We start from the raw sequence: 16,778 nt of genomic DNA on the forward strand, positions 1-16,778 counted from the left end.
GACATGCTTATAAATATGAAAGAGCTTTTAAATGTTGCAAGAGAAAACGGATTTGCAGTTCCTGCCTTTAACATAGGAAGTCTTGAGATTTTAAAATCTGTAATAGAAAGTGCTGAAAGCTTAAATGCTCCAGTAATTCTTGAAATTCATCCATCTGAATTACAGTACTTAACAGATGCTTTTATAGAAACTGTAAAAAGAGCAGCTTATGAAACAAAGGTACCTACAGTAATTCATTTAGATCATGGTGGTTCTAAAAAAGATATTATAAGAGCAATTAACTGTGGCTTTACATCAGTAATGATCGATGGATCTACATTATCTTATGAAGACAATGTAAATATAACTAAAGAAGTAAGTGAAATTGCTCATTGTGTAAACGTATCTGTAGAAGGTGAAATAGGTACAATCGGAACTACAGGCTTGTCCTTCGAAGGTGGTGCAAGTGAAGTAATTTATACAGATCCAAAAAAAGCTAAGGACTTTATAGAAAAAACTAACGTAGATACATTAGCAGTAGCTGTTGGAACTGCTCACGGCTTATATCCAAAAGGCTTTAAACCAAATCTAAAATTAAACATAATAAAGGAAATTAAAGCTATCACAAATATTCCTCTAGTTCTGCACGGAGGTTCTGGAAATCCAGATGAGGAGGTAGCAGCTGCTGCAAAGCTCGGTATATGTAAAGTTAACATATCAAGTGATGTAAAAAGCGCCTTCTTCAATGAACTAAAAATGTATATGTCAGAAAATCCAAATGCCTATGAGCCAAATGAAATATTTCCTAGCTGCATTTTAAAAGCCAGCGAAGTAATAAAACATAAGTTAAAATTATTAAATACAATAGATAAAGCAGCTCTGTATAAATAGTAAAAAACTATACTATCTCATATAAATACAGTAAAAGTTCTAAGCTATTGTTAAACTTTTACTGTATCTTTTTTCTATTTATGATAAATAATTACTTATTAAATCCTTTTAATTTTTCATCCATTTCAGCCTGAGTAAACTTTAAATTAGCAAGCCCTTTATCATCGGCTTTAATTCTTTCTATGGTTCCATCCTTATTTATTAAGAACTTACCTTCATAAGAGCAAAGTGGACTATATACCTCCTTATTTTGGGGGCTTTCAAAAGTTGCAAACAACATAACATTTTGATTAGGGCTCATAACATCTGCACCATTAATTAAACTCTTAACCGGAGTTATATCATTATTTTTAAACTTGGCATTACCAGTACCATTTCTTAATCTATCAATTATTTTCTTTTGAGTGGTTACTCCCCCTATTTCAGTAAAAGTTAAAACATCTCCCACATGAATATTTTTGTTATATGCTCTAGTTACTTTTACCTTAGATTCAGTACTAGGTATTTCCAGCCCACCTTTATGATTTTCATCAAAATAACTTACGCTTAAAACAGTTCCTTGAATTATTACATCAGAATCTTTTATCATATCATCAACATTATTATAGCCTGTCTCAAAATCCACAATAGCGTTAACAGTTTTCATGGACTTATGCTGAATTTTTTTCTTTTTAACTTTAACACTTTTCACTTTAACTTTTTTTATCTGAGGGTTTATATCTTCATAAGGCAAATTTATTAAGAAAAATGCCAAAATTACCACGGGCACTATAATTGCTGCTTTTTTCATAAAATACTCTCCTTTTGCCATTTGGCTATATGTCTATGGGTTTATTATTATATAATACATAATTTATAACATTTTTTCAATGTTGTTAATTATTGTTATAAGCTGTCTAAAAGTAGATTTTTAAAAAAAATAATATATTTGCAATAACCCATAACTGTAATGTTATCTGCAAAATTATACTTATTATGCCTGCTCATACCCATTGACAAATTCAATTTAGTATTATATATTAAAAATAAGAAAAACGTTTTCTCTGGGAGGATGTATGGATAAAAGAGTAACTCTAAAAGATATATCTAAAAAGTTAAATATTTCATTAAGTACAGTTCACAAAGCAATCTATGGTAAAAAGGGTGTAAGTGAAGCTACTCGTAAAAAAGTACTTGAGGCAGCAAATGAAATGGATTTCAGAATCAATATTATTGCATCTACTTTAAAGAGAAAGGCAATAAAAATAGCCGTTGTACTGCCTGAAGCATCAGGTGAGGAACGCTACTTTTATAAGGATATATGGAATGGAATAGATGGAGCAAAAGAATCACTAAAGGATTTTAATGTAGAAATAGTAAAAGTACCTTTTAAGGGAACAGATTATAAGCTGCAAAAACAAATTCTTGAAGATGTGTACTCTAAGTATTCAACTTCAATTAGCGGACTGATTACTGTACCCTGGAACTTATCAAAATTAGATCCTATAATTGATAAATTTGCTGATTCAAGCATTCCTGTTGTCACAATAAATGCTGATGCTCCACAAAGTAAAAGAATTGCATGTATAGCTCCCCCATCTAAAAAAATTGGTATGATTGCAGGAGAACTTATGAGTAAAATGATAAGTTCATCAGGTAAAGTTATTGTTATAAGTGGTAATAAAGAAACAACTATTCACACAAAAATTGTTGAAGGTTTTATAAAAACAATGTCCAGCGAATTACCATCAATAGATATAATACAAATTATTGATAGTAATCCCGACAATACCTATGTAACTCTAAAGGATTTTTTCACAAAATTTCATGATATAAAAGGAATATATTCTAATAACTCTAGAAGTACACTGCTTATAGGAAAAATTATAACTGAAATGAATCTAAAAAATAAGTTTAAAGCTATAGGTACTGACCTCTTTGATGAATCAATAAAATTTTTAAAAGAGGATGTAATTCAAGCAATAATATATCAAAATCCATATATGCAGGCTTATGAGGGAGTAAACTTTCTTTTTAATTATATAATCCAGAAGGAAGTAACTATTCCATATGAATTTAATCAGGTAGCAATTGTTCTAAAAAATAATATTGGTTTTTATACAAACAACTAATTTTTTTAGGTTTAGGGAAAACGTTTCTCATTTTAGTTATTAAATTATATTAAAAATTATAAGAGTAAACTTATATTTATAGTTTATTCTAAAATTACAGGTATAAATATTTTTAATAAAATTAGCCTTATGCTTTGATTTTAAAGTGTTTTACCTTATATATCAAAGTATCTTTACTTATATACTAATTATGTTAAAATAGTTTCAATTTTCCCAAGTAAACGATTAAAGCTTCTTACTTTTGTAGAAAAACGTTTTTTAAAATTTTGCATTATTTAAAAAAACTATATAAAATGAAAGGGATGTATTAATATGACTAATAAAAAAAGCAGCTCTGAATTATCTTATATAATACTAATAACCGTAATTGCAGCACTAGGAGGAACTCTATTTGGATACGATCAAGGAGTTATTTCAGGAGCATTAAACTTTTTTAGTGTGCATTTTCATTTAAATCAAACAACCGTTGGTTTTGTTTCTGGTGTTCTAGCCCTAGGTGCAATGGGCGGATGTCTTTTAGCTGGGTTTTTAACTGATCATCTTGGTAGAAAAAAAGTTATGCTTTTAGCTGGATGTCTATTTACATTGTCAAGTTTAGTCTTAGCAATTTCTCAATCAGTTGAAATTTTAATTTTAGGTCGTATTCTTTCTGGAATAGCCATTGGAATGGCATCAACTGTTGTTCCTTTGTATATTTCAGAAGTAGCACCTGCTAAAATCCGTGGAACACTTGTTAGTGCAAACCAGCTTGCTTTTGCTATTGGAATGACTACAGTATTTATAGTTAATGCAATTATCGCTAATACTCATGCTCTTGCGTGGAATGTTGCACTTGGATGGCGTTTTATGTTTGGATCAGGAATGGTTCCTGCAATAATTTTCTTTGTTTTATCTTTTGTTATTCCTGAAAGTCCAAGATTCTTAATTAAAGTTGGTAAAGCCAAAGAGGCTGAAGCTGTTTTAATTAGACTTAACGGTGAAGAAACTGCAAAGAAAGAAGCTTTACAAATTGAAGACAGCATTAAATCAGAAAAGAAAGGTTTAATCTCAGAATTATTTGCCCCTGGTGTAAGATTTGCTTTTCTAATAGCAATACTAGCAGCTGTCTTCCAACAATTAACTGGAACAATTGCAGTTGGTTACTACGCTCCTGCTATATTTAAAATGACAGGTGTAGGTACTAATGCATCATTAATTGAAACTATTGGAATAGGTGTAATTAAGATAATTTTTGTTGCTATTTTTATGTTATACATTGATAAACTTGGAAGAAAAAAATTATTGAGAAATGGTGCTTTAGCTATGGTTGTTGCACTACTTTTACTAAGCATTCTATTCAGCATTGGAAAATTCAACATGGTTATAGATGTATTAATTTTAATAGGCGTTTTGGCTCATACTGCTGCTTATGAATTATCTTGGGGCGGCGGAGCATGGGTAATTGTTTCCGAAGTATTCCCAACAAGTATACGTGGAAGAGCCTTATCTTTTTCATCAATGGCTATGTTCTTAACATCTTACTTTGTTACACAATTTTTCCCAATAATGCTTTCTAAACTTGGTGCTCCTGTAACCTTTGGTGTGTTTGCTGTATTCTGCATTATTATGGCAATATTTGCTGCTAAAATGCTTCCTGAGACCACAGGAAAATCTTTAGAGGAGATAGAAGCGTACTTTAAAGAAAAAAGCACTCATTAGTCTCTAGAAAGGACCGATAAAATTGATAAACTCAAATATATTTGAAAATGCCATAATAAACTGTTTTGGCGACTCTACTACCTGGGGAGATAATGGCCTTGGAACTGGTGGAAATCAAATTTCATGGACTACTCAAATCCAGAAATTCTTAAAATTTAAAACTGTACGCAACTATGGACTAAATGGTTCAAGAATGGCCATTACTGCAGATAGAGATGACAGCTTTATTGAACGTTATGAAAGAATGGACAATAATGCCGATATTATTACAGTTCTAGGTGGTGTTAATGATTTCCAGCACGATGTACCTTTAGGCAACATAACTTCTACTGATCCATATTGCTTTTATGGTGCCCTAAATACCATTATCACAGGTTTACTTGAAAAATATCCGGATAAAGTAATAATTTTCATGACACCTATGAAAAATGATTTTGTACATCCTGTTAAAAAATATCCAAATTCATTTACTTTTAATAAAGCTCACTTAAAACAAATTGATTATGTAAATGCTATAAAGGATGTATGTGATTATTACAGTATTCCAGTACTTGATTTATATAGTGAAAGTGGTATTTCACCATTTAACGAAAACCAAGCAGCACTATATATGCCTGATAAATTACACTATAGTGAAGCCGGTTACCTAAGACTTGCAAAAAAAATTGCTGGATACTTAAGTAATATACAGTTGTAATAGAAAAGCATATAAGTGCATCGGTTCCCCCAAAAACTTAGATGCATTTTATATAAATATAGACCATCTGCGGCATAAGACTTATAAATTTTTTATGCTGCAGCGGGTTTTTTTGTTGAAAATCACAGGTAAACAATGGCTTAACATCATGTAATTTCAATTTATGAAAATTAATTAATAGTATAGGAGAGATTTGAATGTCAATAAAGAAAAAATTATCAATTACCATTTTAGGTTTAGTGGCTTTCGCAATTATTTTGGTAAGTTCAGTTATATGTATAAATGAAATTAACACAATAAACGAGCAAAGCAAGGGCGAAATGGCATCAGTATCAAGACAATGTGTAGATAATATTTTATCTGTAGTCGATAAAGAAAAATCATTAACCTCCTTAATTGCATCAACAAATTCAGTAGCAGATTTAATTGAAAAAAATCCAAATGGACAGATATCACCTCAAGTTGATGCAAATAATAAATGGTTACAGGGCTTCGTGAAAAATTCGGGTGACTTATTACATACGTGCATTTTAGACGGAAATCTTAAAGACATATCCGATAGTGATACTTCATTTATTGGAAAAAACTGTGGAGATAATGCTTATATAAAAAAAGCTCTTTCTGGAAAAACTGTTGTAAGTGGAATAATAAATTCTAACAAATCAAAAAAACCAGTAGTGATATTTGCAAGTCCTATAATTAAAAACGGAAAAGTTATAGGTGTTGCTGCATCATCATTTGAGGGGGTTAGCTTCTCTAAATACTTAAAAGACGTTAAAACCAATAGTTCACCTTCAAGTTACGTATATATGGTAGATAGCAATGAAAATATATTATACAATAAAAAAAGAGCTACAGATATTGGGAAAGTTATAGGCAAAGGAAAAATGAAAGATATAGTAGCTAAATTAGCTAATGGAGAAGCTCCTACAAAAGATTACTTGCAATATACAGACGCTTATGCCACTAAAGTTGTATATTATTATCAAATTCCTAATTTAAAATGGACTTTAGTTTTTGTATCATTGAAATCAGAAATGTTATCCTCTGTCATGAGATCAATATACATGTCAGTAGTTCTTTCAATTTTACTTATGGCAGCAGCCTGTGTTATTGGAATGATAATTTCAAAGAGAATTGCTAATCCAATAATAGATATATCAACCTTAGCTGATGATACATCAAAATTGAATTTAATAGAAAATAGGAAATATGCCAAGTATGCTGACTCAAAAGATGAAATAGGTACTATTTACAATTCTGTGGCCCAAATTAGAATTACCTTCAGAAAACTTGTAAAGCAGCTCGTAGAAGTTTCAGCTAACATAAATAATAATGCTGACTCAGTAAAACAAATGACAAAAGAACTTAAATCCTATGCTGATGACACATCAAAAGAAACAGAAAGTTTATCCGCTGGCATGGAAGAAAATTCAGCAACTGTAGAAGAAATATCAGCTTCTACTGGTGAAGTAAGTACATCTGTTTCGTCTATATCAGCAAAAGCAAGTGAAGGAACAAATTTAACAACTAATATAACTAATATGTCAATAAAACTAAAGGATTCTTCTGTAAACTCAAAGAAATCAGCTGATGATATATATGTAAAAGTTAAATCCGAACTCCAAAATGCCATTAAAAGTTCTGAGGCTGTAAAGGAAATAGATAGTTTGGCTAATTCAATTCTACAGATAACTGAACAAACCAATTTGCTTTCACTAAATGCGGCAATAGAAGCTGCCAGAGCAGGTGAAGCTGGAAAGGGTTTTGCTGTTGTTGCCAATGAAGTCAAATCCTTAGCTGAACAGTCAAGTGACATGGCAAATAAAATCCAAAGAGTAGTCAAAGATGTAAAGTCATCTGTTAAATCTTTAAGCGGCGAATCAAATAAATTACTAAAATTTGTAGACGAAAATGTATATGGTGATTATGATAATTTTATAAATTCTGCTGAAAAATACAGCCAGAATGCTGAAAAAACAAATAGCCTAATGAATGAATTCAGTGCAACCTCAAAAGAATTAAATTCATCTATAGAAAGTATTTCTGAGGCCATATCACAAATTGCAGTAGTAGTAAATAACGGTGCAGGTGAAGTTGGAAATATAGCAGAAAAATCACTTAATATTGTAGAAAAGGTTAAACTTATTGAAAATAACGTAGAACAAAATAAACAAAATGCTGAAAAACTTCAAAGCGTAGTAAGCAAGTTTAAAATCTGAGATAAAGGCTTATATAAGACTTGCTCCAAATAATGAAAAGACTTAGAAATTTTAATTTGTCTGAGCTTCTTTTCAGCGAGTTATTAAAATTTCTTAGTATTTTCATTATTTGGAGCTTAGTCTTATGAGATTTATTTAATGTTTTAAAATACTGTTACTTTGTTTTTCATCCTCAGCCAGTAATTTCTTTTCAATTATATACATAGGCCTTGCCTTAACCTCTTTATATATTTTCCCTATGTACTCACCAATAACACCCAGGCATAATAACTGTACACCTCCAAGCATCCATATGGAACATACAATGCTCGTCCATCCAACGACCGTGTGACCAGTTAACTTCTCAATAATTGAATATATTAAAAATATCAAACTAAATGTAAATATTATTCCACCAAGAACACCTATAAACCTAATTGGCTTTACACTAAAAGAAGTAATACCGTCTACTGCAAAACTAAGCATCTTTTTCAGTGGATACTTAGATTCACCTGCAAATCTTTCATTTCTTTCATACTCTACAATTGAAGATTTAAATCCAATTAAAGGTACAATTCCTCTTAAAAAAAGATTTACCTCTTTAAAATTTTCTAAAGCGTATAAAGCTCTTTTGCTCATAAGCCTATAGTCTGCATGATTAAATACAATATCCACTCCTAAAGCTTTCATTAATTTATAAAAACCTTCTGCTGTAAATTTCTTAAAAAATGTATCCTTTTTTCTGCTGGATCTTACGCCATAAACAATATCGCTGCCTTTATAATATTCTGCAACAAATTTATCAATAACATTTATATCATCCTGAAGATCTGCATCCATGGATATAATAATGTCAGCATGTTCTTTGGCTTCCATAAGTCCTGCTAGAAGTGCATTTTGATGTCCCCTATTCCTTGAGAGCTTAAGTCCAAGAAATAGATCGTCTTGTTCATGAAATTCTTCTATCATATTCCACGTATTGTCTTTAGAGCCATCATTTACGAACATTACTTTACTTTTATCTGAAATCAAGCTATTTTCTATTATTGTCGTCATTTTCTCTTTTAATCGTTTCGCAGTTTCATTAAGTACGCTTTCTTCATTATAGCAAGGAATTACGAGATATAAAATACTACTATTCAATTGAGTTTCCCCTTTCAACTTTTAAATACAATTATATTTTTAAAAACTTTTCACTGCCTTTTTGAAAGCATAATAAAATTTTAAAATACATGCATAGATTAAAAGAATTATTATACTCAAAAATGTTATTCTTTTACCAATTTTAAGACCTTTATTTGTATACATAAAATGTATAGTGTTGTTTCCGGCTTCACCCTTAACCGCCATGAGGCCAGAGTCAACTTTTTCAACATTTACCCATTTACCATTTACTTGTGCTGACCAATCTTCATCATAAGGCACTGAAAAGAAAACTAAATTACTTTTTTTCAGCTTAATCTTAGATGTAAATCCATCGCCATCTCTTTTAAAATAATAGCTGCTTTCTTTTTTTCTATCTTCTACATCTTTTTTATACTGAGATTTAGATACATTATTAAGATCGCTATCTGATATTCTTGACATACTACTTCCATATTGATTTGCCTGAGAATCATTAAGTACCAAAGCTTTAAGTACTTCTAGATGCCTTATATTAGGATTTGTTTTGTTATAATCTTCTTGAGTAATATATTTATCAAAAGTATATCCAAACGGTATAAAATCATTATTTTTATATATATAATAATATGGTGTCTCCTCATATAAGCTAACATCTGGCAGCTTCATTTTGCCAAAGTATCTGAGCATTTTTAATTTAGAATAGCCTTTAGTTACAGCCGTATACTTAACAGATAAAAATGGCCTCAAACCATAATATTTATATGGTGGTTGCGTCATAACAAGTCTAGGTACATTTACTGAAGAATAGAAATCAAAAAGAGAACCACTTATAGTACTATTAAAAGACTGAATTGAAGGTACATTCCACATTAAATTTATATTTAAGTAACAAGCTAAATTATCTATTCTATAATCATAAGTCTTTGGTAGTTTTACTTTTTTACTAGATAACTCATAAATATTATTATAACGCTTTGGTGAAGGATACAATTTTTCATTTCCGTGAATATTATACATACCAGTAATAGCTGCAAAAATGATAACCAATATAATTGACACTTTAGAAATATCCTTATGTGTACTTTTTAATTTTAGTAAAACAAAAGTTATTAAAAATCCCGTAATGGCAAGAGCTATATAAAACGCAAATTGCTTCCTATTGTATACAATTGTAATTTCCTTATAAAATCGTGCATAAAACGTCATGCCCGTGAATATTAACCATAACATTATGGTAGACACAAGTCCCTTTTTATAATCCACATGTCTTTCATCTAAAGCCTTTACAGAAGCTAATGCCATTAACATCACAAACATATAGAACCATCTGCTATAATACGTTGGATTAAACGCCGTAAAAGCTGTATTTAAAACAGGTACTAATGCAAAAATTGTACAAACATATAAAGCTATAGAAAGCCAGCTCTTTTTATTATGCCATATATATGCAAATACCAGTATCAACCCAAAAACAGGTATAAAAGCTTCTGTAGAATTAAAATTTGCTTGCATAAAAGTTGCCTTAGAAGATGCTATTTCAGCAGGCATTAATACAGCCTTTATTATATTCAAATAATCTATAACACCTGAATATAGTATAGCATGTATCCCCTTTAAAATACCATGAACTCTAGGATTTTTTAAGGTAAACATAATAGAAGGAATAAATAGAGTGCAGCTTATCCCTACACCTAGAATACCTTCAAAAATAAGTAATAAAAACTTTTTTAAATTCATTCTACTTCTGAACTTAACCTCAAAAAGTCTACAAAAGAAATATATAATTAGAAAAACTACTTCTCCTATAAAAAAGAAAAAATTTGTTAATGCACTTAAAGCTACTACTAAAGCAAAAATAACCTTTCTATCATTTATAACAAATTCTTCTAATGCTATAAGTAACAGTGGAAATAAAGCCGTGACATCATTAAAATGGTTAAACATCATGTTTATTATTTGAAAGCCAGAGAAAGCGTAAAGAAGTCCCCCTAAAATTGCATAATTTTTATTTTTAACAAATCTTTTCATAAAAGCAAAAGCTGTTAAAACTGCAACTGCAAATTTTAAAATTAAAAGGGGTCCTATTAAATATGGAAAAGAATACGCAGGAAATAACATTGAAATCCAAAAAAACACACTTCCAAGAGTATAAAAGCTATATGAGCCTATAAAACTACTGCCTAAATCATTATTCCAGTTCCATCCTATATTTCCGCTCTTTATTGACAAATTTGATTGAATATTAAAAGGTATCTGCTGTAAATTAAAATCATCTACTATATGAAGTATCCCATGTCCACATATTATAAACGGAATTATAATTATTGAAGCAGTTAAGATTCCTAAAATAAATGCTTTCACGTAATAATTTTTTAAATTTAACTTAGTCATTAATGCTTGCCCTCCAAAATAGTACTGGTCACTACCTTTTTTCGAGCATAATAAAATTTTAAAATACATGCATAAATTAAAAGAATTATTATACTAAAAAATGTTATCTTTTTACCAATTTTAAAACCTTTATTTGTATACATAAAATGTATAGTGTTGTTTCCAGCTTCACCCTTAACGGCCATAAGTCCAGAATCAACTTTTTCGATATTTACCCATTTACCATTCACCTGTGCTGACCAATCTTCATCATAAGGCACTGAAAAGAAAACTAAATTACTCTTTTTAAGCTTAATCTTAGATGTAAATCCACCATTATCTCTTTTAAAATAGTAACTACTTTCTCTTTTTCTATCTGCTACATCCTTTTTATACTGATCTTTAGATGTATTATTAAGATCGCTATCTGTTATTTTTGACATGTTACTTCCATATTCCTTTATCTGACTATCATTAAGTACTAACGCTTTAAGTACTTCTAGGTGCCTTGTATCAGGATTTGTTTTGTTATAATCTTCTTGAGTAACATATTTATCAAAAGTATATCCAAATGGTATGAAATCATTATTTTCATATATATAATAAGTTGGTGTCTCTTCATATAGAGTAACATCTGGAAGATTCATTTTTCCAAAATCATCAATTCTATTTAATTTAGGATAACCCTTAGTTACAGGTATATACTTCACAGATAAAAACGGTCTCAAGCCATAATATTCATATGGTGGTTGAGTTTGAATATATCTAGATACATTTACAGAAGAACAGAAGTCAAAAATACACCCATCTACTGTACTGTTAAAAGAATCAATTGCAGACACATTCCATATTAAATTTATATTTCTATAACAAGCTAAATCATCTATTCTATAATCATTTGATTTTGGCAACTTTACATTTTTCTTTGATAATTCATAAATATTATTATAAAGCCCCGGTGAAGGATATAACTTTTCATTTCCGTGAATGTTATACGTACCAGTAATGACAGCAAAAATCATAACCAACATAATTGATACTTTAGAAATATCTTTATGCCTACTTCTTAACTTCAATAAAACAAGCGTTATTAAAAATGCAAAAAAAGCAATTACTATGTAAAAAGCAAGTTGCTTCCTATCGTATACAATTCTAATTTTCTTATAAAATCTTGCATAAAATATCATGCCTATAAATATTAGCCACAATACTATTGTATACAAAATCCCCTTTTTATAAACCACATTTCTTTTATCTAAAGCCTTTACAGAAGCTAATGCCATTAACAACACAAACATATAAAACCATCTACTATAATATAGTGGATTAAACGCAGTAAAAGCTGTATTTAAAATAGGTACTAATGCAAAAATTGTACAAACATATAAAGCTATAGAAAGCCAGCTCTTTTTATTATTCCATATATATGTAAATACCAGTATCAAACCAAAAACAGGTATGAAAGCTTCTGTAGAATTAAAATTTGAACAACTAAATACAGATCTAGAAGATGCTATATCAGCCGGCATTAATACAGCCTTTATTATATTTAAATAATGGATTAAGTCTGGATATAATAAAGCATCTATTCCCTTTAAAATACCATGAACTCTAGGATTTTTTAAAGTAAAAATAATAGAAGGAATAAACAAAATGCAGCTCATTCCTACACCTATAATACCTTCAAAAATAATCAATAAAAACTTTTTTAAATTCATTTTGCTTCTGAACTTAACCTCAAAAAGTCTGCAAAAGAAATATATAATTAAAAAAACTACTTCTCCTATAAAAAAGAAAAAATTTGTTAATGCACTTAAAGCTACTACGAAAGCAAAAACAACCTTTCTATCATTCATAACAAGTTCTTCTAATGCTATAAGCAGCAGTGGAAATAAAGCCGTAACATCATTAAAATGGTTAAACATCATGTTTATTATTTGAAAACCAGAGAAGGCGTAAAGAAGTCCCCCTAAAATTGCATAATTTTTATTTCTAACAAATCTTTTCATAAAAGCAAAAGCTGTTAAAACTGTAACTGCAAATTTTAAAATTAAAAGGGGTCCTATTAAATATGGAAAAGAATACGCAGGAAATAACATTGAAATCCAAAAAAATACACTTCCAAGAGTATAGAAACTATATGAGCCTATAAAACTACTGCCTAAATCATTATTCCAGTTCCATCCGGTATTTCCACTCTTTATTGACAAATTTGATTGGATATTAAAAGGTATCTGCTGTAAATTGAAATCGTCTACTATATGTAATATTCCATGTCCATATATTATGAATGGAATTATAATTATCGAAGCAGTTAAGATTCCTAAAATAAATGCTTTCACATAATAATTTTTTAAATTTAACTTAGTCATTCATGCTTGTCCTCCAAAATAATAATAGTATATAGATTATTATTATATCCCATTCATTCTTCTATGTAAATTAAATAAATCTAACCTATAATATTTCTTTAAACCAATCAAATCCAAAATATTATACACTTATAATAATATAATTTCAAAATTCATATCAAAAGTTAAAAAACTTACACAACTTTATTCTATATAATACTAAGTGTAAATAATAATACTTAGGGTTAGTACTAGCTATAATACTAAGTACTAACCCTAATATATAATTAAGAGGTTTTAAAAAGCTTTATATAAAAGTAATGTTAATTTTAAATCTTTTCTATCTTACTTGCAGATTCCAGTTGCTACTATTATTATTATCCCAAAGCTTTCCATTTGTAAGGCACATATTTAATTTATCCAATGCTTCAGATGTAACCACTATAGTTGCCTGCCATTTATTATATCCTATTGATTTCATTGTAGTATTAGTAATGCCTTTCCAACCATCATATCCCCAATGTAAAGTAACATTAGATGAACCTTGAAGGTTTCTTCCTGAAGCATCATAAGTAATTGTGGCAGTGCTACCTGCTACTGGAGCTGTGGGATTACAAGTTACTACACTAGTATTATTGTTATTAAGATTGATGCTAGATAATACAATAACTGAATTTCCGGGTAAATTTCCTGTTATCATTCCATTCGAAACGTTAAATGAAGCATTTGCTGTTCCTTGATTTCCATAATTACCGTTCGCTAAATTCGTAGCAGAGTTAATATAAGTATCTCCCCCTATATTAACAATAACAGTACCCTTATTTCCACGGTCTATTAACATTACTTGATTATTGTTTGCTACTCTTAAATATTCACTCTGTCCAGTCATTGCATTATGAAACTTATTTACTATTTTAATATCATCATTTTTCCATAAATTATCTCCCTCAGCTCCTATGAAAGCTCCAGGTCTATCAAAGAACATTGGTACAGATTTTGCTCTTCCCGCTATTATACCCCAGCCGAGTTTTACCTGATCATCGGAAAGCTTACTTTCACCATGCTCATAATTATCATGAGTTTCAACAAAATCTACTACTTTAGATGGATCGAGTCCTCCCATATCCATAGTACTTACTTCTCCCAAATTATGATCATCATGTATAGCCTTTCTAAGATTCCAGCCATAAGAACTGGCAGTAACATCCATGAAGCTTTCATAAGCATCAATATTGCAGTTTGTATCCTGAAGCACTTCTCCACAAATATATTCGTTTGACTTATTGTGCAAGCTTCCTAAAACATTGTCCCAGTAATTACCCGACCATGGCTTATTAGCATCTAATCCTTTGTTAGTTTCAATATGCTTAGCAGAATCAAAACGAAAACCACTAGCACCAGCATCTACACATTGATTTAGAAATCTAATTGCCCTCCTTTGAACCTCAGGACTTTGAGTATTTAAATCTGGTTCACCTGTTCCACATTGAGTCATTTTCCATCTGTCAGTATAATCGCTAGGACTGCTACATTGTCCATTATGATGATAAAGAGCTTGATCTTTAAAATCAGGATCTATATAATCATAAAGCTGATCTGCCTGCCCATTGTTTGCCATATGGTTCATTACAACATCAACTATTATGGATATACCATATTGTTTTGCCTCACTGCAAAGTGATTTGAAATCATCATAAGTTCCAAGCTGGGCATTACCTATAGCTTGATTTGTAGGCTGATATAAAATCCACCAATTATTTGCATCCTTAGTTCCATTTTTTGTACCCTGAACAGGCGACACTTGAACAGTTTTAAAACCTGCTGCTTTAATATTAGGTAATTCACTCTTTATAGTATCAAAAGACCAATCAAAAGCTTGAAGTATAGTACCATCCTTTGTATTACTAGGTAAATTATTAATAGTATCAGCATATACTACTGATTTGTTTTTTAATAACATACCCTCATAAGAAGTTGGCAAAACAAAACCATAAGCAGCTAAAGTAACTCCAATTAAACTAGCCAATAATTTTTTTGATAAGCTTTTCCTTTCCATAAAAATCCTCCTCTAATAATTAAACGTTCACTCTAAATTTAAATTTTATCTTTTGTATTGTATACTCACTATTTGTTTATGCAATCGTTTGCACGATTATGAATTAATTGTATTATATCATATAACAAGTAAAAGCAATATATGTTACTTCGTGTAATTTATGTATATTACCAGTATAATTTAAAATACTTATGTTCTAAAACATATCGTGAAAAATCCTTAGAAAATAGCATATATTTAAATCTTATTTACAATTTTAAACTTAAACTCCTATTTTTACATTTATAATACTATCCTTTTTTGTAAATTTATTATTAGTTTTTTCGAATATAATAGTACACTTTAAAATTATTTTGCATATTAAATTTATATAAAATATAAGGAGGTGTTTTTATGAATGGAAGTGATATAATCACACTGATTGGTAATGTTGGTTTTCCAATAGCCGTATCTATATACCTTTTAGTTAGAATAGAAGGAAAAATGGAAGCTCTTACAAATTCCATCAATAATCTTACAAACACCATTGTAAATTCAAACACCAAAAATAAATAACTGGGAGGTTCTTAAATGTCTTATCATTACAATACAAATCTTAACTCTCTTGTACTTAAAGCTAAGTCTGGCAATAAAGAATCCCTTTGTGAAATTTTAAATAGCTTCAAACCTTTCATAAAAAATTTCTGCAAAAATATTTATATAAAAAACTTTGATCTGATAGATTTATATGAGGAATGCTGTCTTTCAATAATCTTATCAGTAAAAAAATGTGATATCAAAAAATTTAATTTCACAGCCTACACCATATGTTCCATTAAAAACAACATATTTTATAAGATAAGAACCTATTCAAAATCAAATAAAGAAATGAGCCTCGACAATAAAGTTTCCTTTGATGAGGATTTCACATTCCTAGACATTTTAAAGGATAATTCAAATTCCTTTAGTAGCCTTTCTCTTCATTTTGCAGTAAACTCTTTAACTGCTACTGAAAGAGATCTTATAAAAAACATTTTCTTTTTAGGCTATTCCTCCCTTGAATATTCCAAGCAATCTGAAATAAACTACAGAACTTGCCTTAGAAGGAGGAAAAAAGCTCTTAAAAAACTAAAAAATAAACTCATAAATAAGGATGGGTGATTTTTGTTCTAATATCACCTGTCCTTATTTTTTTCTTAAATTATGACATGATTTTATTACAGTATATGTAATTAAATCAACATTTCTACATTTATTTCACATTTTATTGATATTGTCTATTATTGGTGATAAAATTACAGTGTGCACACTAAAAAATGA

The 16,778-nt window shown here is 29.6% G+C and carries 12 protein-coding genes; 7 read left to right on the forward strand and 5 right to left on the reverse strand.

Annotated features, from left to right (window positions below):
• Positions 1–3 precede the first annotated feature (3 nt).
• A complete protein-coding gene (locus tag BEE63_RS20780; RefSeq protein WP_066023415.1) occupies positions 4–870 on the forward strand; it encodes a ketose-bisphosphate aldolase in 867 nt (288 codons plus the stop codon).
• A 91-nt stretch (positions 871–961) separates the two neighbouring features.
• Here the strand turns inward: BEE63_RS20780 and BEE63_RS20785 are convergent, their stop codons facing one another.
• A complete protein-coding gene (locus BEE63_RS20785) occupies positions 962–1,660 on the reverse strand; it encodes a hypothetical protein (protein WP_066023416.1) in 699 nt (232 codons plus the stop codon).
• Between the two features lie 265 nt (positions 1,661–1,925).
• On the opposite strand from BEE63_RS20785, the gene BEE63_RS20790 reads away from it, so the two are divergent.
• The 4 genes from BEE63_RS20790 (at position 1,926) to BEE63_RS20805 (ending at position 7,598) form a co-directional block, all read left to right on the forward strand.
• Positions 1,926–2,981 carry a substrate-binding domain-containing protein gene (locus BEE63_RS20790; RefSeq protein WP_066023417.1) on the forward strand — a complete coding sequence of 352 codons (1,056 nt, stop codon included), beginning with the start codon at positions 1,926–1,928 and terminating at the stop codon, positions 2,979–2,981.
• A gap of 312 nt (positions 2,982–3,293) precedes the next feature.
• Positions 3,294–4,679, forward strand: a complete 1,386-nt coding sequence (locus tag BEE63_RS20795) for a sugar porter family MFS transporter (RefSeq protein WP_066023418.1) — start codon at positions 3,294–3,296, stop codon at positions 4,677–4,679.
• A gap of 22 nt (positions 4,680–4,701) precedes the next feature.
• Complete coding sequence (locus tag BEE63_RS20800; protein WP_198507929.1) at positions 4,702–5,376, forward strand: SGNH/GDSL hydrolase family protein; 675 nt, start codon at positions 4,702–4,704, stop codon at positions 5,374–5,376.
• A gap of 197 nt (positions 5,377–5,573) precedes the next feature.
• Complete coding sequence (locus tag BEE63_RS20805; protein ID WP_066023420.1) at positions 5,574–7,598, forward strand: methyl-accepting chemotaxis protein; 2,025 nt, start codon at positions 5,574–5,576, stop codon at positions 7,596–7,598.
• A 135-nt stretch (positions 7,599–7,733) separates the two neighbouring features.
• Here BEE63_RS20805 and BEE63_RS20810 read toward each other — a convergent pair whose 3' ends face one another.
• From BEE63_RS20810 to BEE63_RS20825, 4 genes are all read right to left on the reverse strand, one after another.
• On the reverse strand, positions 7,734–8,720 hold the full coding sequence (locus BEE63_RS20810) for a glycosyltransferase family 2 protein (protein WP_081312677.1): 987 nt from the start codon (positions 8,718–8,720) through the stop codon (positions 7,734–7,736).
• Positions 8,721–8,759: 39 nt separating this feature from the next.
• Positions 8,760–11,093 carry a YfhO family protein gene (locus tag BEE63_RS20815; RefSeq protein ID WP_066023422.1) on the reverse strand — a complete coding sequence of 778 codons (2,334 nt, stop codon included), beginning with the start codon at positions 11,091–11,093 and terminating at the stop codon, positions 8,760–8,762.
• Complete coding sequence (locus tag BEE63_RS20820) at positions 11,093–13,444, reverse strand: YfhO family protein (RefSeq protein ID WP_066023423.1); 2,352 nt, start codon at positions 13,442–13,444, stop codon at positions 11,093–11,095. Before BEE63_RS20820 ends, BEE63_RS20815 begins: the two co-directional genes overlap by 1 nt.
• A 319-nt stretch (positions 13,445–13,763) precedes the next feature.
• Entirely contained in the window at positions 13,764–15,479 is a 1,716-nt protein-coding gene (locus BEE63_RS20825) for an alpha-amylase family glycosyl hydrolase (RefSeq protein WP_066023424.1), read from the reverse strand.
• Positions 15,480–15,872: 393 nt separating this feature from the next.
• Here BEE63_RS20825 and BEE63_RS20830 point away from each other — a divergent pair, with 393 nt between their 5' ends.
• Entirely contained in the window at positions 15,873–16,034 is a 162-nt protein-coding gene (locus tag BEE63_RS20830; RefSeq protein WP_066023425.1) for a YvrJ family protein, read from the forward strand.
• Between the two features lie 15 nt (positions 16,035–16,049).
• Positions 16,050–16,619 (forward strand): sigma-70 family RNA polymerase sigma factor, encoded by a 570-nt coding sequence (locus BEE63_RS20835; RefSeq protein WP_066023426.1) that lies wholly within the window; start codon positions 16,050–16,052, stop codon positions 16,617–16,619.
• Positions 16,620–16,778 lie beyond the last annotated feature (159 nt).

The organism is Clostridium pasteurianum (genome assembly GCF_001705235.1).
In the GTDB taxonomy this organism is placed as follows: Bacteria; Bacillota; Clostridia; order Clostridiales; family Clostridiaceae; genus Clostridium_S; species Clostridium_S pasteurianum_A.